Here is a 19674-nt window from a genome sequence, read left to right on the forward strand (position 1 = left end):
CGGGTCGATGGGGGTTCAGCGGCGTCTGTGTACCAAGCGGCCCGCGCATACCGTCGCGATGCATGCTCCGTCCGCATCGAAGACCGCGAGGTCGGCACGTCCCGTGTCGACGATCGCGGTCTCTCGCGTACGCGGGAGTACGGCGACCTCGTTACGGGAGGCCGCCGCCCGGAGTTCCGGCGTGTCGGCGTACTCCGCCAGAACCGCCACCGCACCCGACTTCAGCACGGCGTGCACGCGTTCCCGTGGGGACGGCGCCTCGGGCAGTGGGCCCTCGTGGACGAGCGCCGGCCCGAGGACCCCGGGCCAACTGCGGACCCGCGCCCCCGGAAAACGCTTCAGCAGCACGTCCAGTGGCCCGACGCCCGCGACCCGGTCGCCCTCCACGGCGACCGCGCCGCCCTTCACCGGGTCCGCGTCCGGGCTGACGCGCAGCTCGTCGGCGGTGTGGATCGTCAGCACGGCGGCGCTAGTTGGAGGCGAGCAGCTTCAGCTCGGGATGCGCCGTGCCGCCCTCGATCGCGGTGGACGAGATGTGGGACATGACGCGCTCGTCGACGGGGTCGTTCGCCGGGTCGTCGTGGACGACGATGTGCTCGTACGTCGTGGTCCGCTGGGCGGGCACGCGGCCGGCCTTGCGGATCAGGTCGATGATCTCCATGCGGTTGGAGCGGTGCTTGGCGCCCGCCGAGGAGACGACGTTCTCCTCCAGCATGATCGAGCCGAGGTCGTCCGCGCCGTAGTGCAGGGAGAGCTGGCCGACCTCCTTGCCGGTGGTGAGCCAGGAGCCCTGGATGTGGGCGATGTTGTCCATGAACAGCCGGGCGATCGCGATCATCCGCAGGTACTCGAAGAGCGTGGCCTGGGTGCGGCCCTTCAGGTGGTTGTTCTCGGGCTGGTAGGTGTACGGGATGAAGGCGCGGAAGCCACCCGTGCGGTCCTGTACGTCACGGATCATCCGCAGGTGCTCGATGCGCTCGGCGTTGGTCTCGCCGGTGCCCATGAGCATGGTGGACGTCGACTCGACGCCCAGCCCGTGCGCGGTCTCCATGATCTCCAGCCAGCGCTCGCCGGACTCCTTGAGGGGGGCGATCGCCTTGCGGGGGCGGGCCGGGAGGAGTTCGGCTCCGGCGCCCGCGAAGGAGTCGAGGCCTGCGGTGTGGATCCGCTGGATGGCCTCCTCCACACTCACCTTGGAGATGCGGGCCATGTGCTCGACCTCGGACGCGCCGAGGGAGTGGATGACCAGCTGCGGGTAGGCGGCCTTGATGGCGGCGAAGTGCTTCTCGTAGTACTCGACGCCGTAGTCCGGGTGGTGTCCGCCCTGGAACATGATCTGCGTACCGCCGAGTTCGACGGTCTCCGCGCAGCGACGCAGGATGTCGTCGAGGTCGCGCGTCCAGCCCTTGGCGGTGTCCTTGGGGGCCGCGTAGAAGGCGCAGAACTTGCACGCCGTGACGCACACGTTCGTGTAGTTGATGTTGCGCTCGATGATGTACGTGGCGATGTGCTCGGTCCCCGCGTACCGGCGGCGGCGCACCGCGTCGGCGGCGGCGCCCAGGGCGTGCAGCGGCGCGTCGCGGTAGAGGACGAGCGCCTCTTCGGGGGTGATCCGCCCACCCGCGGCAGCACGGTCAAGGACGGCTGTGACATCAAAAGACGTGAGGTCGGCCTTCTCGGTCACCGGGAGCGTCCCTTTCGTAAGGGTTCTGGACGGACGCGGCCAGCCTACGCCAGCCCCGTCCGCGACCCGACGTCAGGCCGCGTACGCCCCGATCAGCAGCCCGACGTACGCCCCCGCGATCAGGAACGGTCCGAAGGGGATGGACGTCTTGCGCCCCGCGCGTCGCAACAGCACCAGCCCCAGCCCGTACAGGCCGCCGAACAGGAACCCGGCGAAGGTCCCGAGCACCACGGTCCCCCATCCGTACCAGCCGAGCACGGCCCCGATTCCCAGCGCGAGCTTCACATCCCCGAAGCCCATGCCGTTCGGGTTGACGAGGAAGAGGAGGAAGTACGCGCCGCCCAGCACGAGCGACCCGAGCAGCGCCGTCGGCCACTGCCCCGCATGCTCCGGTACGAGGGCCATCACGCCCAGCAGCGCCAGGGCGAGGCCCGCGAGCGGCAGGGTCAGGACGTCCGGCAGGCGCTGCACCCGGAAGTCCACGACCGCGAGCAGCACGCCGAGCGGGGCGAGCAGCAGCCAGACGGCCAGTTCGGGGCGGGCGCCGGTGGCGACGGCGAGACCGGCACAGGCAAGTGCGGTGGTGGGGGCGACGAGTGGGGTGGTGGGGCCGTAGCGGTACGCCGTCGGGGCATCGCCCGGCGGGCGCCCCGCGTCACCGGGCCCCGTATCGCCCGGCACCGACCACGGCGCACGAAGGTTGCGAAGGTGCTGGGCGCAGTCGGCGCAGCGGGCGAGGCCGAGCCAGCCGCCCGCGGCGCCCGTGAGGGCGTGTCCGTCGGGGCACCGGGTCCGCCACGCCTCGTCCGGCTCCACCGCGAACCGGTACGCGGCCCGCGGCACCAGCAGCCCCGCCGCCGCACCCCAGAGGGCGGCGACGACGGTCAGCCACAGCGGCCGCACGGACCAGAGTTCGAGGTCCACGGCTACCCGGCCTTCGACATGCGCGCCACCGGATCGCCCGCGTCCGCGTTGTCCGTCTCGTACTTGAGGTCGCCCCCGGCGGGGATCAGCCGCACCTCGTGGCTGCCCGTCGTGCAGGTGCTGGGGTTGGACGTCTTGGCGGTGCTCGTCGCGGTGAGCTGTTCGTCCGTGACCTTCTTCAGGACGAGTACGTCGTCACAGATGCCGCCGATCAGGTCGGTCGACCGGAACGTGCCCAGCTCCTGGCCCACGGCGGCCTGGTGGAGGGTGACCCGGAACGTGCCCGCGGGCAGCTTCCCGCTCAGCGCGTAGGCGTCGCCCGACCAGGTGCCGAGGTAGTGCGCGGGCACGGAGGCGAGCGTCGCGCCGGCCGGGCCGGGGGCGCTCGGTGTGGCCGCCGGACGGCTGGCCGCGGCGTCGGAGCCGCCGGCGGCGGTGTCGTCGTCAGCGCCGCCCGGGAGCAGGTGGAACATGAACACCGAGCCGACGGTCACCGCGGCCAGCGCTCCCGCGACGGCCAGCGCGAGCGTGCAACTCACCCTGCGGCCACGGCCGTTCGCGCCGGGCGCGGAGGTCGCGGCCATGCTGACGGAGAGCTTGCCCGGGTGATCTCGCCGGTCGTCGTCCCGCTGGCCGGGGCGGGCATCGGACGTGCTCGGGTGGACCGTCGGCGCCGCGACCGCGTCCTGGACGTCGCGCTGCCCCGGCACGTACGTCGGCATGGCGTACGGCGGCATGGCCGGCGGCGGACCGAACACCCCGTCGGGCGGCGGCGTCGCGGCCCCGGCCCCGGAGTCCGTGCCCACCGAAGGACTGCTGAAGCCCACCGGCCCGGACGGCGTCACCTCCGCCGCCTCCAGGTTGAGCAGCTGCACCGCGCTACGGCTGACCTGCTCCACCAGCGGCCCCGGCAGCCAGCCGGCGGTCACCAGCCGGGCCGCGCCCTCGGGGGCCAGCCGGGCCGCCACCTCCTGCGGGGTCGGTCGGCCGGCCGGGTCCTTGGCGAGGCAGGCGGCCACGAGTTCCCGCAGCTCGCCCTCCAGGGAGCCGAGCCGGGGTTCCTCGTGCACCACTTTGTAGAGGAGGGCGGCCGAGGAGTCGCCGGGGAACGGGGACTCGCCCGTCGCCGCGTACACCAGCACCGCGCCCAGGGAGAACACGTCCGCCGCGCCCGTGACTCCCTTGCCGAGGATCTGCTCGGGGGACATGTAGCCGGGGGAGCCGACGGAGACGCCCGTCGAGGTGAGCGAGGCGGTGCCGTCGGTGGCCCGGGCGATGCCGAAGTCGATGAGGAGAGGGCCGTCGAGGGTGAGCAGGACGTTGGAGGGCTTGACGTCCCGGTGGACGAGGCCCAGCGCGTGGACCGCCGTGAGCGCCTCGGCGAGGCCGGCGCCCAGTACCCGTACCGAATGCGCCGGAAGCGGGCCGCCCGCGTCCGCGACGGCCGCCGCGAGCGAGGGACCGGCCGCGTAACCCGTCGCGACCCAGGGCACGGACGCCTCCGGGTCCGCGTCGAGGACCGGGGCCGTCCACGCGCCGCCGACCCGCCGCGCGGCCTCGACCTCGCGGCGGAAGCGGGCGCGGAACTCCTCGTCGAGCGCGAAGTGCGGGTGCACGATCTTGACCGCGACCGTCCGCCCGCCCGCGCTGCGGCCCAGGTACACCCGCCCCATGCCGCCGGAGCCCAGCCGGCCGAGCAGCCGGTAGGGCCCCACGACCGTGGGTTCGTCCACTCCGAGCGGCTGCATGGCGCTCCCACCTCCCCCGTACGCACGGACGCACTGCCCAGCAGGGTAGTTCCGTACGCCTCCGCGGGGTTGCGAACGCTCCCCGCGGGTTCAGAACGCCTTCGCGATCTCAGGGAGTGAGCAGTTCGACCTTCACGTCCGTCGGGAAGCCGGTGGTCGAGCCGACCCGCCGGGCGAACTCCCGTACGGCCGCGAGCTGCGGGTCACCGAAGCGGAAGTCGAGCGTGGTGAAGTACTGCTCCAGGACCCGCTCGTCGAAGGCCTCCCAGCGGGCCGCCTGCTCGGCGACCTTGGAGACCTCGTCCAGCGAGAGGTCCCGGGAGGAGAGGAAGGCCTCGTGCACCTTGCGGGTGACGACGGGCTCGCGCTCCAGGTAGTCGCGGCGGGCCGCCCACACGGCGAAGACGAACGGCAGGCCCGTCCACTCCTTCCACAGCGAGCCGAGATCGTGCACCTCCAGGCCGAACTTCGGGGCGTCGAGGAGGTTGGCCCGCAGGGCCGCGTCGCCGATGAGCACGGCGGCGTCGGCCTCCTGCATCATCAGGCTGAGGTCGGGCGGGCACGTGTAATAGGACGGCTGGACGCCCACGCTCTCGGCCAGCAGCAGCTGAGCGAGCCGGACAGAGGTACGCGAGGTGGAGCCGAGGGCGACCCGGGCGCCGTCCAGCTGGTCCAGCGGGACCTGCGAGACGATCACACAGGACATCACCGGACCGTCGCAGCCGACCGCGATGTCCGGGAAGGCGACCAGCTCGTCGGCGTGCTTGAGGAACTCGACGAGCGTGATGGGCCCGATGTCGAGGTCGCCCCGCACCAGCTGCTCGCTGAGCTTCTCCGGGGTGTCCTTGGTGAGCTCGAAGTCGAGGAGCGTGCCCGTTCTCGCGAGCCCCCAGTAGAGGGGCAGGCAGTTCAGGAACTGGATGTGGCCGACGCGCGGCCGGGTGCGGTAATTGTCCACATCGCGAGGCTAGACCCCATGCGGTAGCGTGCACTCCCCAGGGTCCCCGTGCGGTTTCCGAAACCCTTCAGTCCTCTTGCGTCAAGCCTTGCGACAGCAAGTCGACACCACGACGTCAACCCATCCGCCATGCGGGTCAAACATCCGGGTGACGTGATCTTGCCCCCTATTGCTTTCGGCTGCCTGCGTGCTAGGCTCGCCGCAAGTTGCAGTTTGGTTTCCCTTGCAGTACAGAGCCTGCGGAGCATGTGACCGCGGGCTCTCGTCGTTTTCAGACGTATGCAGTTGTTTACACAATCGCAGGTTCTGGAGCAGGGCAACCCTTTGGGCCCAAGGAGGGCTTATGGCTACCGGAACCGTGAAGTGGTTCAACGCCGAAAAGGGCTTTGGTTTCATCGCCCAGGAAGGCGGCGGCCCGGACGTCTTCGTCCACTACTCCGCGATCAACGCGAGCGGATTCCGCTCTCTCGAAGAGAACCAGTCGGTTTCCTTCGACGTCACGCAGGGTCCGAAGGGCCCGCAGGCGGAGAACGTCACCCCGCTCTAAGCCTTCGGCTCCAAGAGCCCAATGCTTTGATCCGGAACGGATAGCAGTACCCAAGGAGCCCCGCGCCAGCCGGTCGTGGGGCTCCTGCCTTTGTCCGGAGCGGCCCTAGCGCACGTAAAGCTCCTCGATCTCCTTGCTGAAGTCACGTTCGATCGCCGCACGCTTGAGCTTCATGGTGGGGGTCACGTGGCCCGCCATTTCCGTGAAGCCCCCCGGGAGGACGGCGAAGCGACGGATGGACTCGGGGCGGGAGACGAGCTTGTTCGCCTCGTCGATCGCGCGCTGGAGGATGCCGTTCAGCTCCGGGTCGTCCATGAGGAGTTCCGGCGGGACGGGGTGCTTGCCGATCATCTGGCGCCAGTGGGTGATGCCGTCCTGGTCGAGGGTGATGAGGGCGGTGACGAAGGGGCGGCGGTCGCCGAGGACGATGCACTGGGCGATCAGCGGATGCGACCGCAGCCAGTCCTCCAGGGGTGCGGGGGCCACGCTCTTGCCGCCCGCGGTGATCAGGATCTCCTTCTTGCGGCCCGTGATGGTGAGGTAGCCCTCGCCGTCGAGTTCACCGATGTCACCGGTCGGGAACCAGCCGTCCGGCGCCGCGTCGACGACGCCGCCCGCGTTCGGGTCCCAGTAGCCGCGGAAGATCTGTTCGCCGCTCAGCAGGATCTCGCCGTCCCCGGCGATGCGGACCCGGGTGCCGGGCAGCGGCCAGCCCACCGTGCCCAGCCGGGGTTTGAGCGGGGGCGTGACGGTCGCGGCGGCGGTGGACTCCGTCAGGCCGTAGCCCTCGTAGATCTCGATGCCGGCGCCCGCGTAGAACGCGGCGAGACGGCGGCCCAGCGGGGAACCGCCGCAGATCGCGTAACGGACCTTGCCGCCCAGCGCGTTGCGGATACGCCGGTACACCAGGGGGTCGTAGAGGGCGCGGGCGGCGCGCAGGGAGCGCGAGGGGCCCGGCCCGGTGCCGTGCTGCTTGGCCTCGACCGCCTCGCCGTAGTTGCGCGCGATGCGCACGGCGCGGTCGAAGGAGGATCCGCGGCCCATCTTCTCTGCCGTGGCCCGGCCGGTGTTGAACACCTTCTCCAGGACATACGGGATGGCCAGCAGGAAGGTGGGTCTGAAGCTCGCCAGATCCGCGAGCAGGTCGTCGGTGCTCAGGCTCGGCGCGTGGCCCAGGCGCACCCGCGCGCGCAGACAGGCGACGGCGACCATGCGCCCGAAGACATGGGAGAGGGGGAGGAAGAGGAGCAGCGACGCGGCGTCCGAGGTCTTCGCCTTGAAGATCGGGAAGAGCAGGTCGATCGCGTTGTCGATCTCGGCGAAGAAGTTGCCGTGGGTGAGTACACAGCCCTTGGGCCGGCCGGTGGTGCCCGAGGTGTAGATGAGGGTGCAGAGCGTGTCGGGGCCGAGCACCCCGCGGCGTACGGCGACCTCCTGGTCCGGGACGTCCTGGCCCAGCTCGGCCAGCCGGTCCAGGTGCCCCTTCTCGAAGACCCACATGTGCCGCAGGTCGGGGATCCGGTCGCGTTCCGGGCCGAGCGCGGACGCCTGCGCCACCGTCTCCGTGGCGAGGGCGACGGCTCCCGAGTCCTGGAGGATCCAGCGGACCTGAAAGAGGGAGGAGGTGGGGTAGACGGGGACGGTGACCAGACCCGCCGCCCAGGCCGCGAAGTCCAGGAGCGTCCACTCGTACGTCGTCCGCGCCATGATCGCGATGCGGTCGCCCGGCGCCAGGCCCTCGGCGATCAGGCCCTTCGCCACCGCCAGCACCTGCGCGGCGAACTCGGCGGCGGTCACGTCCTCCCAGTCGCCGTCGGCGTTCTTCCTGCTGAGGACCGCCTCGTTCGGGGCCACGGTCGCGTTGTCGAACGGGATGTCCGCGAGCGAGCCGTGGGTCACCTGACCGACGAACGGTGGCACGGACACCTCGCGCACCACTCCGTCCAGCCGCCTGATCTCGGGCTCCACGAGGGAGGGTGCGGAGTCGTAGAGGCTGGACTGACTGGACATGGGGCGGCTCCTTGGCTGCCGGGACCCGGTCGGTATGAGGCGGGTTGGGAGTGCAAAGCCTCATACGTGCCTGGGACGTGGGGGGTTCATGCGAGTTTCAACAAGGCAGGGGGTGACCGGGATCGTACGGGGTCGAGGTGTGGAGTTTGTGGGTGTTTGGGGCGGGCGGGGTGCGAGTTGGCTGGGCGTTACCCCGGGTAAACCTTAAATCTCCAGCGGGAGTTCCGCCCACACCGTTTTGCCGACGAGGCGGTCCGTAATGCCCCAGACAGGGGCGAGCAGGGCCACGATGACCAGGCCCCGCCCTCCCTCACCGTCCACCTCCCCCGCCCCGAACCGCAGTTGCCGGTCACCCCGCGTGTCGCTCACCTCGATGCGCAGGATGCCCTCCGGGAGGCGCAGCAGGCGCAGTTCGAAGTCGCGTCCGGGTACGCGACCGTGGGTGACCGCGTTGGCGGCGAGTTCGGCCACGACGTGCTGCGCGGTGTCGCTCACGTCGCTGTCGTGCGGGTGTCCCCACGCGGCGAGTTGGTGCGCGGTGAGGTGACGGGCCAGCCGGGCGCCGCGCGGGGTGGAGCTGAGGCGCTGGCTCAGCTCGTCGATGTGGGTGGAGATTCGGAAGTTCACGTCACCGAGCGTGGTCGGCTCGTCCTACGCTGACCAGGAGCGACCCGGCGACGCTGCGTAGCCGTACGGGTGCGGTGCGCGGGGTGTGCGGGTTGTCGGCCGTGGCGGTGAGCGTGTGAAGGCGGTGGCGTACGTGACGGAAGAGACCGACCGGAGGCCGGAGACACCGGCGGAGGCCGAGGGAACGACGGGCTTGTTCACCGCGCTCGGCAAGATGCTGAAGCTGCTGCGTGAGCGGGCGGGACTGACGCAGAAGGAGTTCGGGCAGGCGGTGGGATACGGCCCCGACGCGATCTCCGCCATGGAGCGGGGGGTCCGGGTGACACGCCCCGAGCTACTGGAGAAGGCGGACGAACTCCTGGACGCGGGGGGCCTGTTGAAGCAGGCGATCCCCGAGGTCAGGGAGGCGATGAAGAAGGCGCGGACGCGTCATCCGGAGTGGTATCGCAGTTACGCCGGGTTGGAGGCGGAGGCCGTTTCGTTGTACGACTACAGCACGATGGGCGTGCTCGGGCTGTTGCAGACGGAGTCGTACGCGCGGGCGGTGTTCACCCAACGGCACCCTCCCCTCGACGAGGCGACCATCGAGCGACGCGTGGCGGACCGCCTCTCGCGACAGCAGCTCTTCGAGCGATGGCCTCCGCCGGAGTGCAGCTTCGTGCTGGAGCAGGCGGTACTGGAGCGGCCCATCGGCGGGCCCGAAGTGCACGCTGAACAGTTGCAACAGTTGCTGCGCATCGGGCGCCTGCGAAACGTGCAGCTTCAGGTGATGCCGACGGGGCGCCGTGAACACCCTTGCTTGGACAGTTCGTTCACCCTTCTGACCCCGAAAAGGAAGGAGCAGGTGGCGTACATGGAGTCCCAGGGTTACCCGAGGCTGATCACCGACCGCGAAGAGGTCCGCGTCCTCGCCGCCCGCTATGGGATCATCCGGGCGCAGGCACTCAACCCGTACGAGTCCCTGGACCTGATCGAGAAGATGCTGGAAGAGCGATGACCATAGAGCAGCTGAACTGGTTCAAGTCGAGCTACAGCAGCGGCGAAGGCGGCCAATGCCTCGAAGTCGCCTACACCTGGCACAAGTCGAGCTACAGCGACGGCGAGGGAGGTCAGTGCCTCGAAGTCGCTGTCACCCCCCACACCATCCACATCCGCGACTCCAAGAACCCCACCGGCCCCCGCCTCGCCCTCTCCCCCACCACCTGGTCCGCCTTCCTCACCGCCGAGCCCTGGCCCCCCGGCAAGTATTGACGGGGACTTACCCTGGGTAACCTGACTCCGGAGTAAATACATCCGAGCCGGGAGCTGGACCATGGCCGAGCGCTATCTGATGACCCCTCTCCTCGCCCGAGGCGCCCTGTTCTCGCCTTTCAAGCGACCCCGTCCGGACGCCCACGTCCCGCCGACCCGGCTCGTTCTCCCGGACGTCCGTATCGATCTCGACCGGCTCGCGAGGTACGAGCGGATCTGCGGGTTCGCCACGGGGGCGGACGCGCTGCCGGTGACGTATCCGCACGTCCTCGGGTTTCCGCTGGCCATGCGGATCATGGCGAGCCGCTCGTTCCCGCTGCCGCTGCTCGGGCTCGTCCACACCTCGATCGAGATCACCCAGCGGCGGGCACTGGGCGCCGGGGAAGCGTACGAACTCGGCGTGCGCGTCGCGGGGTTGGAACCCCATCGGCGGGGGACGCAGGCCTGCGTCGTGACCGAGGCGAGGGTCGACGGCGAGCTGGTGTGGGAGTCGCGGAGTGTCTATCTCGCGCGGCACCGGACGAACGGGGAGCCGACGTCCACGTCCCCTCGGGACTCCGACGGCGGCGAGCCGCTTCCCGTCCGTGCCGAGTGGCGGCTCGGCGGTGATGTCGGGCGGCGGTACGGCGCCGCTTCCGGGGACCGCAACCCCATCCACCTGCACGCCCTCACCGCCCGCCTCTTCGGCTTCCCCCGCGCCATCGCCCACGGCATGTGGACGGTGGCCCGCTGCCTCGCGGAACAGGGCGCCCAGGACGCGGTACGTCTGCACGCCGACTTCAAGGCCCCCGTACTCCTCCCAGGCACGGTCACCTACGCGGCCGACGGCCCCGCCTTCGAGCTCCGCGGCACGGACACCGGGCGCCTGCATCTGACGGGCGACCTACAGCCCATGCGGTGAAGGGGTCAGCCCGACGGAACGGTCAGTCCAGCGGAGGCGTCCAGGGGCGGTTCTCCATCAGGTCGCCCAGGCCCGCCCAGGCGAAGTTCATCAGCGTCGCCGCCGCCTGCTTCGCCGAGACGCCCGGTGCGGCGTTGGCCCAGGCGGCCAGGGACTCGGCGGCGCCGACGAGGGCCTCGGCGAGTCCGGCGACCTCCCCCTCGGGCAGGGACGGGTCACGGTGCTCCCCCAAGCTCTCAGCTTCGTTCGAGCAGGGGGTACCCCCATCGCGCGCGGCGACCACGATCAGCTCGGTGACGAAGGCGACGAGTTCCTCGCGCATCACCGCGACCTCGGCCGCGAACGGCTCGCCGTGCGTACGCGCCTGACGGTGCAGGACCGCCCAGCCGTCCGGGTTCTCGGCCGTGTGCGTGAAGAACGCCCGCAGGCCTTCCCAGAGTTGGCGGTCGGCGGGCAGCCCGGGCCGGACGCCCGCGTGTACCGCCGCGGTCAGCGCGGCCGCCTCACGGCGGATGCAGGCGGTGAAGAGGTCTTCCTTGGAGTTCAGGTACAGGTACACCAACGGCTTGGACACGCCCGCCAGATCGGCGATCTCGTCCATCGAAGCGGACCGGTACCCCCGCTGCCCGAAGGTCCGCACGGCGGCGTCCAGCATCTGCTGTTCGCGTACCGCGCGCGGCATCCGCTTGTTCTTCACAGCACCCATACAGGTAAGCGTACGATCGGCCGCCACCGGTCAGGCACCAAGAAGCCAAGGAGCGTTACGAGGTCTGGCCCTGCACGCCGCCGCGGGCGGCGTCGTCCACGCCGTCCTCCTGGCTGCGGTTCTGGTCCAGGTTGGTCTTCATGCGATCCACGCGCGCGACGACCTGCGCGGAGGCCCGGTCGCGCTCCTTGCGCAGCACGACGAAACTGATGGGCGCGGAGATCACCAGGGCGAGCAGGACGACCCACATGTTGTTGGAGTCACCCAGGCCGCGCGGGGCGATACCGAGCTGGACGAGGCCCCAGACGACCACGAGGCAGCCGGCGAAGACGCCGAGGCGCATCAGTGTGTAGCGGCCCATGTCAATCCACTCTTCCGTTCCGAACCGTTTCGAACGTTCCCAAAGGGCACCGTCCAGTGAAGCACGACCGGGGTGCCTGTCGTACAGGGGGGCCTCAGTCGCAACGCGGGAGCGGCAGCAACATCGTGATCTCGTCACGGTCGTCGCCGGGTGCGACACGCAGCGCGTCGGGCGCCCGGCCGATCTCCTTGTAGCCGCAGGAGGCGTAGAAGCGCTCCAGTCCCTCCCCGCCCCGGCAGGTGAGGCGGAGCCCTTCCAGGCCGAGCGCGCGGGCCCGGTCCTCGGCCTCGCGAAGCAGGTCGGCACCGTACCCGCGCCCCTGGAGAGCCGGGTCGACCATGACGGTGTACAGCCAGGCCCAGTGGCGCATGAGGGCGTGGTCGTTGAGGGCGAGGAACGCGGTGGCGGCGAGCCGGCCGTCGGGGGTGAAACCGGCGAGGAGCCGGGTGCGACCCTCGGCTATCGCGGTGAGGTGGGCCTCGGCGCGGGGGCGTATGTCGTCGGCGGTCACCGGCGGCACGAAACCGACCGCACCGCCCGCGTTGGTGACATCCGTCCAGAGCGTGAGCAGTTGACCGGACAGGGTCTGGGGCGGCTTCGTGTCCCGGGTGAACAGGGTGAAGGTCAGTGGCACAGCCACCGAGCGTAGAACACCGAGGTCGGAGCGGACCGGCCGGAGGCTGGGTGGCCGAAGACGTACGGCCGGTCCGCGGAGCGTCAGACGCGCATCGGCTGCGGCGACTCGCGGCGCGCCGGGTCCGGGCCGTCGTACTCGCGGATGATCTCGTAGCGCGTGTTCCGCTCGACCGGCTGGAAACCGGCGTCGCGGATCAGGTCGAGGAGATCGTCGCGGGTGAGCTTGTTCGGGGTGCCGTAGTTGTCGGCGTCGTGCGTGATCTTGTACTCGACGACCGAGCCGTCCATGTCGTCGGCGCCGTGCTGGAGCGCGAGCTGCGCGGTCTGGACGCCGTGCATGACCCAGAAGACCTTGACGTGCGGGACGTTGTCGAAGAGGAGCCGGGAGACCGCGAAGGTCTTCAGGGCCTCGGCGCCGGTCGCCATCTGCGTGCGCGCCTGAAGGCGGTTACGTACCTTGCCGTCCTTCATGTCCACGAAGTCGTGCTGGTAGCGCAGCGGGATGAAGACCTGGAAACCGCCGGTCTCGTCCTGGAGCTCACGGAGCCTGAGGACGTGGTCGACCCGGTGACGAGGCTCCTCGATGTGCCCGTACAGCATCGTGCACGGGGTCTTGAGGCCCTTCTCGTGCGCGAGCCGGTGGATGCGCGACCAGTCCTCCCAGTGGGTGCGGTGGTCGACGATGTGCTGCCGGACCTCCCAGTCGAAGATCTCGGCGCCGCCACCGGTCAGGGATTCGAGGCCCGCCTCGATCAGCTCGTCGAGGATCTCCGACGCCGACAGCCCGGAGATGGTCTCGAAGTGGTGGATCTCCGTCGCCGTGAAGGCCTTCAGGGAGACGTTCGGGAGGGCCTTCTTCAGCTCGCTCAGCGACCGGGGGTAGTAGCGCCACGGGAGGTTCGGGTGCAGGCCGTTGACGATGTGCAGCTCGGTGAGGTTCTCGTTCTCCATCGCCTTGGCGAGGCGGACGGCCTCCTCGATGCGCATCGTGTACGCGTCCTTCTCGCCCGGCTTGCGCTGGAAGGAGCAGTACGCGCACGACGCGGTGCACACGTTCGTCATGTTGAGGTGGCGGTTGACGTTGAAGTGGACGACATCGCCGTTCTTCCGCGTCCGCACCTCGTGGGCGAGCCCGCCCAGCCAGGCCAGGTCGTCCGACTCGTACAGCGCGATGCCGTCCTCGCGGGTCAGCCGCTCACCGGCTCGAACCTTCTGCTCCAGCTCGCGCTTGAGCCCGACGTCCATGGCACTACCTCTTCCTAAGACAGACTTCGTAAACCGTACGCCTAACCCTCTTCGGGAAGCTCTCCGACCCGGTTCTCCCACTTCGTGGAGAGCACGATCGTCGTACGGGTGCGGGAGACGCCCTTCGTCCCGGACAGTCGCCGGATGGTCTTCTCCAGGCCGTCCACGTCACTCGCCCGCACCTTGAGCATGAACGAGTCGTCGCCCGCGATGAACCAGCAGTCCTCGATCTCGCTGAGGTCCCTCAGCCGGTGGGCCACGTCCTCGTGGTCGGCCGCGTCGGAGAGCGAGATGCCGATCAGGGCGATGACGCCGAGACCGAGCGAGGCGGAGTCGACGGTGGCGCGGTAGCCGGTGATGACCCCGGCCGCCTCCAGCCGGTTGATGCGGTCGGTGACGCTGGGTCCCGACAGACCGACGAGGCGCCCCAGTTCCGCGTAGGAGGCCCGACCGTTCTCTCTCAGGGCCTGGATGAGCTGCCTGTCCACCGCGTCCATGCGATCGCTAGCCTTCCGCTGAAGTGTGTGAGTCCTGAGTGGTGCGATGTTGCTCAGTGGTGCTCGGGTCGTGGGTGCTCAGGTCGCTCGGGAACCGCCGCCGAGTTCGCCCTCCCACCGGCGGTACAGCCCGTGTTCGACGCCCGCCGCGTCCAGCACCCGCCCCGCGACGAAGTCCACCAGGTCCTGGATGTGGGTGGCCCCCGCGTAGAACGCCGGCGAGGCGGGCAGCACGGTGGCGCCCGCGTCGTCCAGAGAGACCAGGTGGCGCAGCGTCTGACCGTTCAGGGGAGTCTCACGAACGGCGACGACGAGCCTGCGCCCCTCCTTGAGGGTCACGCTCGCGGCCCGCTGCAGCAGGTCCTTCGACAGCCCCAGGGCGACCCCGGCCACGCAGGCCGTCGAGGCGGGCACGATCAGCATGCCCTTCGCGGGGTACGAGCCCGAGGAGGGGCCCGCCGCCAGGTCACCGGCGCTCCAGTGCCGTACGTCGTCGATGCGTACGTCAAAGGTGCCGGGCTTGCCGTCCGCGCCACGCGCCAGCCATTCCCGCAGGTCGTCCTGCCAGTGGGCGTCCCGGAAGGACAGGCCGGTCTCGTCGAGCAGCGTGAGCCGGGAGGCGCGCGAGACCACCAGGTCGACGCTCTCCCCCGCCGCCAGGAGCGCCCGCAGCACGGAGGCGGCGTACGGCGTACCGGAGGCGCCCGACACCCCCACGATCCAAGGCCGGCGCTGCGTCTGTCCTGGCTTCATGATGTCGAGGGTATCCGGCGGCTGTCGGGATTCAGACCGTGAGCCCGCGGACCAGCAGATCGAGCAGGGCACACACGAACAGGGCGATGCCGATGAATCCGTTGACTTGGAAGAACGCGCGGTTCAGACGGGACAGGTCGTGGGGCTTCACGATGGAGTGCTCGTAGAGGAACGCGCCCGCGACGATCAGCAGGCCGAGCCAGAAGAACGCACCCGCGTCGGTGGCCGCGGCGTACCAGGCGAACAGCGCGGTGGTGACGGCGTGGCAGCCGCGCGCACCCCAGATCGCCGCCGGGATGCCGAAGCGCGCCGGCACCGACATGACCCCGATCTCACGGTCCGTCTCCACGTCCTGGCAGGCGTAGATCAGGTCGAAGCCGCCGATCCAGACCCCGACCGCGAGCCCCAGGATGACGGCGTCCCACGACCACTCGCCGGAGATCGCCAGCCAGCCGCCGATCGGGCCCATCGCCTGGGCCAGACCCAGGATGGCCTGCGGGAAGTTCGTGAACCGTTTGCCGTACGGGTACACCACCATCGGGATCACGGCGATGGGCGCCAGGGCCAGGCACACGGGGTTCAGGAGAGCCGCGGCGCCCAGGAAGAAGACGAGCGCGACCAGCGCGCCCGTCCACGCGTGCTTCACGCTCATCGCGCCGGTGACCAGCTCGCGGTGGGCCGTGCGCGGGTTGCGGGCGTCGATCTCGCGGTCGATGATCCGGTTCGCCGCCATCGCGAACGTGCGCAGCCCGACCATCGCGATCGTGACGAGCAGCAGCCGGCCCCAGTGGACGTTCTTGTCCCACTCGAACATCGCGGTCAGCGCGGCGATGTAGGCGAAGGGCAGCGCGAAGACGGAGTGCTCGATCATGACGAGCCGAAGGAAGGCCTTGGTGCGCCCCGGTTGCGGGAGCGCGGCGGATGCGCTGGTCACCGGGCGCCCGCCTGTCCGCTGCCGACCCGTCCGCTGCCGACCCGTTCGCTGTCGATCCGTCCGCTGTTGATGGACCTCACAGGCCGTACTCCTTCCAACGGCGGTCGACCGTCGCCGCCGTCTCCGGGTCGGAGAGGACCATTTCCGGCCATCCCCCGTCCCGGGTGTAGCCCTCCTCGGGCCACTTCCTCGTCGCGTCGATGCCCGCCTTGCCGCCCCAGAACTGCTGGTAGGAGGCGTGGTCGAGGTGATCCACGGGACCTTCGACGACGGTGAGGTCGCGGGCGTAGTCGGTGTTGCCGAGGGCCCGCCACGCGACCTCGTGCAGATCGTGGACGTCACAGTCCGAGTCCACGACCACGATGAGCTTCGTGAGGGACATCATGTGCGCCCCCCAGACGGCATGCATCACCTTCTGGGCGTGCTTGGGGTATTTCTTGTCGATCGCGACGATCGCACAGTTGTGGAAGCCGCCGGCCTCGGGGAGGTGGTAGTCCACGATGTCCGGCACGATGATCTTCAGCAGGGGGAGGAAGAAGCGCTCGGTCGCGCGCCCGAGGGGGCCGTCCTCCGTCGGGGGCCGCCCCACGACGATCGACTGGAGCAGCGGCCGCTTGCGCATGGTGACGCAGTCGATGGTCAGCGCCGGGAAGGGCTCCTGCGGCGTGTAGAACCCCGTGTGGTCGCCGAAGGGCCCCTCCGGCAGCATCTCGCCCGGCTCCAGCCACCCTTCGAGCACGACCTCCGCGTTCGCGGGGACCTGGAGCGGGACGGTCTTGCAGTCCACCATCTCGATCCGCTTGCCCTGGATGAACCCGGCGAAGAGGTACTCGTCGATGTCGCCGGGCAGGGGGGCGGTGGAGGCGTATGTCACGGCGGGCGGGCACCCGAAGGCGATCGCGACCGGCAGCCGCTCTCCCCTCCTCGCCGCCACCTGGTAGTGGTTGCGGCTGTCCTTGTGGATCTGCCAGTGCATGCCGATGGTGCGCTTGTCGTGGCGCTGGAGGCGGTAGAGCCCGAGGTTGCGGATGCCGCTCTCGGGGTCCTTGGTGTGGGTGAGCCCGAGGTTGAAGAAGGAGCCGCCGTCCTGGGGCCAGGTGAAGAGCGCGGGGAGGGCGTCCAGGTCGACGTCCTCGCCGTGCAGCACGACCTCCTGCACGGGCGCGTTGTCGGACTTCACCTTCTTCGGCGGTACGTGGGCCATCGCGCCGAGCTTCCCGAAGGCCTCGCGTACGCCGACGAAGCCGTGCGGGAGTTCGGGCCTGAGCAGGCCGCCGATCTTCTCGCTGATCTCGCCGTACGACTTCAGCCCGAGGGCCTTCAGCAGCCGTCGGTCGGTCCCGAACACGTTCATAGCGAGGGGCATGGCGGAGCCGCGCACGTTCTCGAAGAGCAGCGCCGGTCCGCCCGCCTTCTGTACCCGGTCGACGATCTCCCCGACCTCCAGATACGGGTCCACCTCGGCCTTGATGCGCTTGAGGTCGCCCTCGCGCTCGAGTGCCCTCAGCAGGGATCGAAGATCGTCGTAAGCCATGCGTCCCAGTATCGCTGAGGGGTGCTTGGCGCCTACGTGCGCCCCACCGCCGTGGGCTGAACCGCCTGGTCTCGCCCCCGCCGCCCCTACCCGTCCCATCCCCAGGGGCTCCGCCCCTTCGACCCCAACTGGGGGCTGCGCCCCCAGACCCCCGCATCGGCCTGAACGGCCTCGTCCTCAAACGCCGGACGGGCTGAATACGCGGGGCGAAGCCCCCGCCTCAGGGGCGCGGGGAACTGCGCGACCAGCCACCACCCGCCCGCAGACGGCGAAGGAAAAGCGACCCACCCCCGTTGAAATCACCCGCTAACCTGTGCGCGTCACCGGGGCCCGCAGCGCCCCGCCACCGCCTCACTGGGGGATCCTTCCGCCATGCTCAGGTATCTGCCGTTCCTCCTGGTCCTGGCCCTGTGGATCTACGCGTTCATCGACTGCCTGAACACACCGGAGGAAGAGGTCCGGAGCCTGCCCAAGGTGGTGTGGGTGATCATCATCCTGCTCTTCGGGGAAGTTCTCGTCGGCCCGATCGCCTGGCTCGTCGCGGGCAAGGTCGGCCGGGGCCCGACCCGAGGCGTCATGCCCTCCGAGTGGCACCGCGACCAGCGCCCGCAGTACGTCGCCCCCGACGACAACCCCGAGTTCCTGAACTCCCTCAAGGCGGAGTCCGCCCCCTCCAAGGACGTCAAGGACGTCAAGGACGTCAAGGACGAGGCACTCCTGAAGGACTGGGAGGCCGACCTGCGGCGCCGCGAGGAGGAACTGCGCCGGCGCGAGGCCGGCGAGGGCTCCGAGAGCTGAGGAAGTCGCGACTCCAGCCTCTTTGACGCGCGGGGGCGGCCAACGCGTTCACGACTACGCGCGCTCCGGGCCCTCGCGCAGAACCAGGTCGAGGAGTCCGGGGAAACGGGCCTCGAATTCCTCGCGCCGCAGGCGGTTGACGCGTTTGGGGCCCTCGTCCCGCTGTTCCACCAGACCCGCCCCCCGCAGCACCGCGAAGTGGTGACTGAGAGCCGCCTTGCCGACCGGCACGTCGAAGCTGCCGCAACTGCGCGTCCACTCCGCCGAGTCGGCCAACTCCCGCACGAGAGTGACGCGTACGGGATCGGCGAGCGCGGCGAGGGCGGTCTGGACCGGAACGTCGTCGGGGTGGGTGTGTTCCGGGGCGGCTCTGTGACTCGTGCGTTCCGCCATGCCTGACTCCCCTCGGATCATTCGCACCCTGTCATTCACACCTTGCAGAGTGTTCGATGAAAACCATACACTCCCGAGTGTTCGGTTCTCATTGAACACTCGAGCTGACGAGTTCTCGCGAGGGGTGTGCCATGCGCGCGGTCGAGATCCAGGAGTACGGCGGTCCGGAGGTACTGAAGGTCGTCGAGACGGAGGTGCCCGAGCCCGGGCCGGGGCAGCTGAGCATCGACGTGGCGTACACCGGTGTGAATTTCGCCGACCTCAAGGCCAGGGCCGAGGGCTACCGGGTGCCCGCCCTGCCCTTCGTCCCCGGCCTCGAGGTCTCGGGCCGCGTGCGGGCCCTCGGCGAAGGGGTCACCGGCCTGACCGTGGGGCAGGAGGTGGCGGCCCTGACGCAGGGCGGCGCGTACGCGGACGTCGTCGTGGCCGACGCGGTGACCGTCTTCCCGCTGCCGCCCGGCGTGGACCTGCGCACCGGCGCGACCCTCCCCACCGTGCTGCCCACCGCGTACGCCCTGATCCACGCCGTGGGCCGGCTCCAGCCCGGCGAGACGGTGCTCGTGCAGGGCGCGGCGGGTGGGGTGGGCACGGTGCTGGGGCAGTTGGCGAGCGCGGCAGGGGCCGGGGCGGTCTACGGGGTGGTGTCGAGCGCGGCGAAGGCCGAGTACGCGCTCGAGCACGGCTACGACAAGGTCTTCGTCACTTCCTCCACCTCCTTCGCGAAGGAGGTGCGCGAGGCGACGGACTGGCGCGGGGTCGATCTGGCGCTCGACCCGGTCGGCGGCGAAACCCTCCGGGCGAGCCTCGCTTCCCTCGCCCTCTTCGGCCGTCTGGTCTCCTTCGGCAACGCGAGCGGGGCGGAGCCGTGGCAGGTGGGCCAGCCGGACCTCTATCCCCTGGCCGTGTCCGTCTCCGGCTTCTCCATCCTCACTCTGGCCCAGACGGCCCCGGCCGAACTGCGCGCCCTGACCGAACGCGCCTTCCGGACGGTGGTCGACGGGGTGGTGTCCCTGCCGGTGACGGCGGAGTTCGCGTTGGAGGAGGCGAGCGAGGCCCATTGCTTGATGGGGGCGCGGACGAGTACGGGGAAGTTGCTGTTGCGCGCCGACCGCGTGGCCGGGCAGGCCGAGAACGCTTAGCGGATCGTCAGGGTTGTCAGTCCCCCCG

22 protein-coding genes are annotated in these 19674 nt (G+C 70.1%); 6 read left to right on the plus strand and 16 right to left on the minus strand.

All coding sequences use genetic code 11. The features are described from left to right. Window positions 1-15 precede the first annotated feature (15 nt). The 5 genes from OG568_RS22735 to OG568_RS22755 form a co-directional block, all read right to left on the minus strand. Window positions 16-462 (minus strand): imidazolonepropionase-like domain-containing protein, encoded by a 447-nt coding sequence (locus OG568_RS22735; protein ID WP_329532897.1) that lies wholly within the window; start codon window positions 460-462, stop codon window positions 16-18. A 7-nt stretch (window positions 463-469) separates the two neighbouring features. Continuing rightward, entirely contained in the window at window positions 470-1684 is a 1215-nt protein-coding gene (mqnC, locus tag OG568_RS22740) for a cyclic dehypoxanthinyl futalosine synthase (RefSeq protein ID WP_067367507.1), read from the minus strand. A gap of 72 nt (window positions 1685-1756) precedes the next feature. Continuing rightward, the gene (locus tag OG568_RS22745; RefSeq protein ID WP_329532898.1) at window positions 1757-2608 is read right to left on the minus strand and encodes an A24 family peptidase; all 852 of its coding nucleotides are present in this window, start codon (window positions 2606-2608) and stop codon (window positions 1757-1759) included. Window positions 2609-2610: 2 nt separating this feature from the next. Next, window positions 2611-4356, minus strand: a complete 1746-nt coding sequence (locus OG568_RS22750) for a serine/threonine-protein kinase (RefSeq protein WP_329532899.1) — start codon at window positions 4354-4356, stop codon at window positions 2611-2613. Between the two features lie 109 nt (window positions 4357-4465). Beyond that, complete coding sequence (locus OG568_RS22755) at window positions 4466-5314, minus strand: menaquinone biosynthetic enzyme MqnA/MqnD family protein (RefSeq protein WP_266437506.1); 849 nt, start codon at window positions 5312-5314, stop codon at window positions 4466-4468. 343 nt (window positions 5315-5657) lie between these two features. On the opposite strand from OG568_RS22755, the gene OG568_RS22760 reads away from it, so the two are divergent. After that, window positions 5658-5861, plus strand: a complete 204-nt coding sequence (locus OG568_RS22760) for a cold-shock protein (protein WP_010986243.1) — start codon at window positions 5658-5660, stop codon at window positions 5859-5861. 105 nt (window positions 5862-5966) lie between these two features. On the opposite strand, the gene OG568_RS22765 is transcribed toward OG568_RS22760, so the two are convergent. Both OG568_RS22765 and OG568_RS22770 read right to left on the minus strand, forming a co-directional pair. Beyond that, on the minus strand, window positions 5967-7871 hold the full coding sequence (locus OG568_RS22765) for an AMP-dependent synthetase/ligase (RefSeq protein WP_329532900.1): 1905 nt from the start codon (window positions 7869-7871) through the stop codon (window positions 5967-5969). 204 nt (window positions 7872-8075) lie between these two features. Beyond that, window positions 8076-8498: an ATP-binding protein gene (locus OG568_RS22770; protein WP_329532901.1), complete on the minus strand. Its 423-nt coding sequence runs from the start codon at window positions 8496-8498 to the stop codon at window positions 8076-8078. A gap of 133 nt (window positions 8499-8631) precedes the next feature. On the opposite strand from OG568_RS22770, the gene OG568_RS22775 reads away from it, so the two are divergent. The 3 genes from OG568_RS22775 to OG568_RS22785 all read left to right on the plus strand — a co-directional run bounded on the left by OG568_RS22775 (window position 8632) and on the right by OG568_RS22785 (window position 10650). Next, window positions 8632-9495 carry a helix-turn-helix domain-containing protein gene (locus tag OG568_RS22775; RefSeq protein ID WP_266437516.1) on the plus strand — a complete coding sequence of 288 codons (864 nt, stop codon included), beginning with the start codon at window positions 8632-8634 and terminating at the stop codon, window positions 9493-9495. Continuing rightward, window positions 9492-9749 (plus strand): DUF397 domain-containing protein, encoded by a 258-nt coding sequence (locus OG568_RS22780; protein WP_329532902.1) that lies wholly within the window; start codon window positions 9492-9494, stop codon window positions 9747-9749. The genes OG568_RS22775 and OG568_RS22780 overlap by 4 nt, the downstream gene beginning before the upstream one ends. A 61-nt stretch (window positions 9750-9810) precedes the next feature. Continuing rightward, window positions 9811-10650: a MaoC family dehydratase gene (locus tag OG568_RS22785; RefSeq protein ID WP_329532903.1), complete on the plus strand. Its 840-nt coding sequence runs from the start codon at window positions 9811-9813 to the stop codon at window positions 10648-10650. Between the two features lie 22 nt (window positions 10651-10672). Here OG568_RS22785 and OG568_RS22790 read toward each other — a convergent pair whose 3' ends face one another. The 8 genes from OG568_RS22790 to OG568_RS22825 all read right to left on the minus strand — a co-directional run bounded on the left by OG568_RS22790 (window position 10673) and on the right by OG568_RS22825 (window position 17316). Beyond that, window positions 10673-11356, minus strand: coding sequence for a TetR/AcrR family transcriptional regulator (locus OG568_RS22790; RefSeq protein ID WP_329532904.1), 684 nt, complete (start codon window positions 11354-11356; stop codon window positions 10673-10675). Window positions 11357-11411: 55 nt separating this feature from the next. Further along, window positions 11412-11717, minus strand: coding sequence for a DUF4229 domain-containing protein (locus OG568_RS22795; RefSeq protein WP_266437528.1), 306 nt, complete (start codon window positions 11715-11717; stop codon window positions 11412-11414). 94 nt (window positions 11718-11811) lie between these two features. Continuing rightward, window positions 11812-12351, minus strand: a complete 540-nt coding sequence (locus OG568_RS22800; RefSeq protein ID WP_443077878.1) for a GNAT family N-acetyltransferase — start codon at window positions 12349-12351, stop codon at window positions 11812-11814. An 83-nt stretch (window positions 12352-12434) separates the two neighbouring features. Then, window positions 12435-13598 carry an aminofutalosine synthase MqnE gene (mqnE, locus tag OG568_RS22805; RefSeq protein ID WP_266437531.1) on the minus strand — a complete coding sequence of 388 codons (1164 nt, stop codon included), beginning with the start codon at window positions 13596-13598 and terminating at the stop codon, window positions 12435-12437. Window positions 13599-13639: 41 nt separating this feature from the next. Continuing rightward, complete coding sequence (locus tag OG568_RS22810) at window positions 13640-14095, minus strand: Lrp/AsnC family transcriptional regulator (RefSeq protein ID WP_266627400.1); 456 nt, start codon at window positions 14093-14095, stop codon at window positions 13640-13642. A 78-nt stretch (window positions 14096-14173) separates the two neighbouring features. Beyond that, window positions 14174-14848 (minus strand): UbiX family flavin prenyltransferase, encoded by a 675-nt coding sequence (locus OG568_RS22815; RefSeq protein ID WP_329365550.1) that lies wholly within the window; start codon window positions 14846-14848, stop codon window positions 14174-14176. Window positions 14849-14879: 31 nt separating this feature from the next. Further along, the gene (gene mqnP, locus OG568_RS22820; RefSeq protein WP_329532905.1) at window positions 14880-15782 is read right to left on the minus strand and encodes a menaquinone biosynthesis prenyltransferase MqnP; all 903 of its coding nucleotides are present in this window, start codon (window positions 15780-15782) and stop codon (window positions 14880-14882) included. A gap of 76 nt (window positions 15783-15858) precedes the next feature. After that, on the minus strand, window positions 15859-17316 hold the full coding sequence (locus OG568_RS22825; protein ID WP_329532906.1) for a menaquinone biosynthesis decarboxylase: 1458 nt from the start codon (window positions 17314-17316) through the stop codon (window positions 15859-15861). 372 nt (window positions 17317-17688) lie between these two features. On the opposite strand from OG568_RS22825, the gene OG568_RS22830 reads away from it, so the two are divergent. Further along, complete coding sequence (locus tag OG568_RS22830) at window positions 17689-18114, plus strand: PLD nuclease N-terminal domain-containing protein (RefSeq protein ID WP_329532907.1); 426 nt, start codon at window positions 17689-17691, stop codon at window positions 18112-18114. 54 nt (window positions 18115-18168) lie between these two features. On the opposite strand, the gene OG568_RS22835 is transcribed toward OG568_RS22830, so the two are convergent. Then, a complete protein-coding gene (locus OG568_RS22835; RefSeq protein ID WP_329532908.1) occupies window positions 18169-18507 on the minus strand; it encodes an ArsR/SmtB family transcription factor in 339 nt (112 codons plus the stop codon). A gap of 131 nt (window positions 18508-18638) precedes the next feature. Here OG568_RS22835 and OG568_RS22840 point away from each other — a divergent pair, with 131 nt between their 5' ends. After that, on the plus strand, window positions 18639-19646 hold the full coding sequence (locus OG568_RS22840) for a quinone oxidoreductase family protein (protein ID WP_329532909.1): 1008 nt from the start codon (window positions 18639-18641) through the stop codon (window positions 19644-19646). The last annotated feature ends 28 nt before the right edge of the window (window positions 19647-19674 follow it).

This window comes from Streptomyces sp. NBC_01450 (genome assembly GCF_036227505.1).
Taxonomy (GTDB): Bacteria; Actinomycetota; Actinomycetes; order Streptomycetales; family Streptomycetaceae; genus Streptomyces.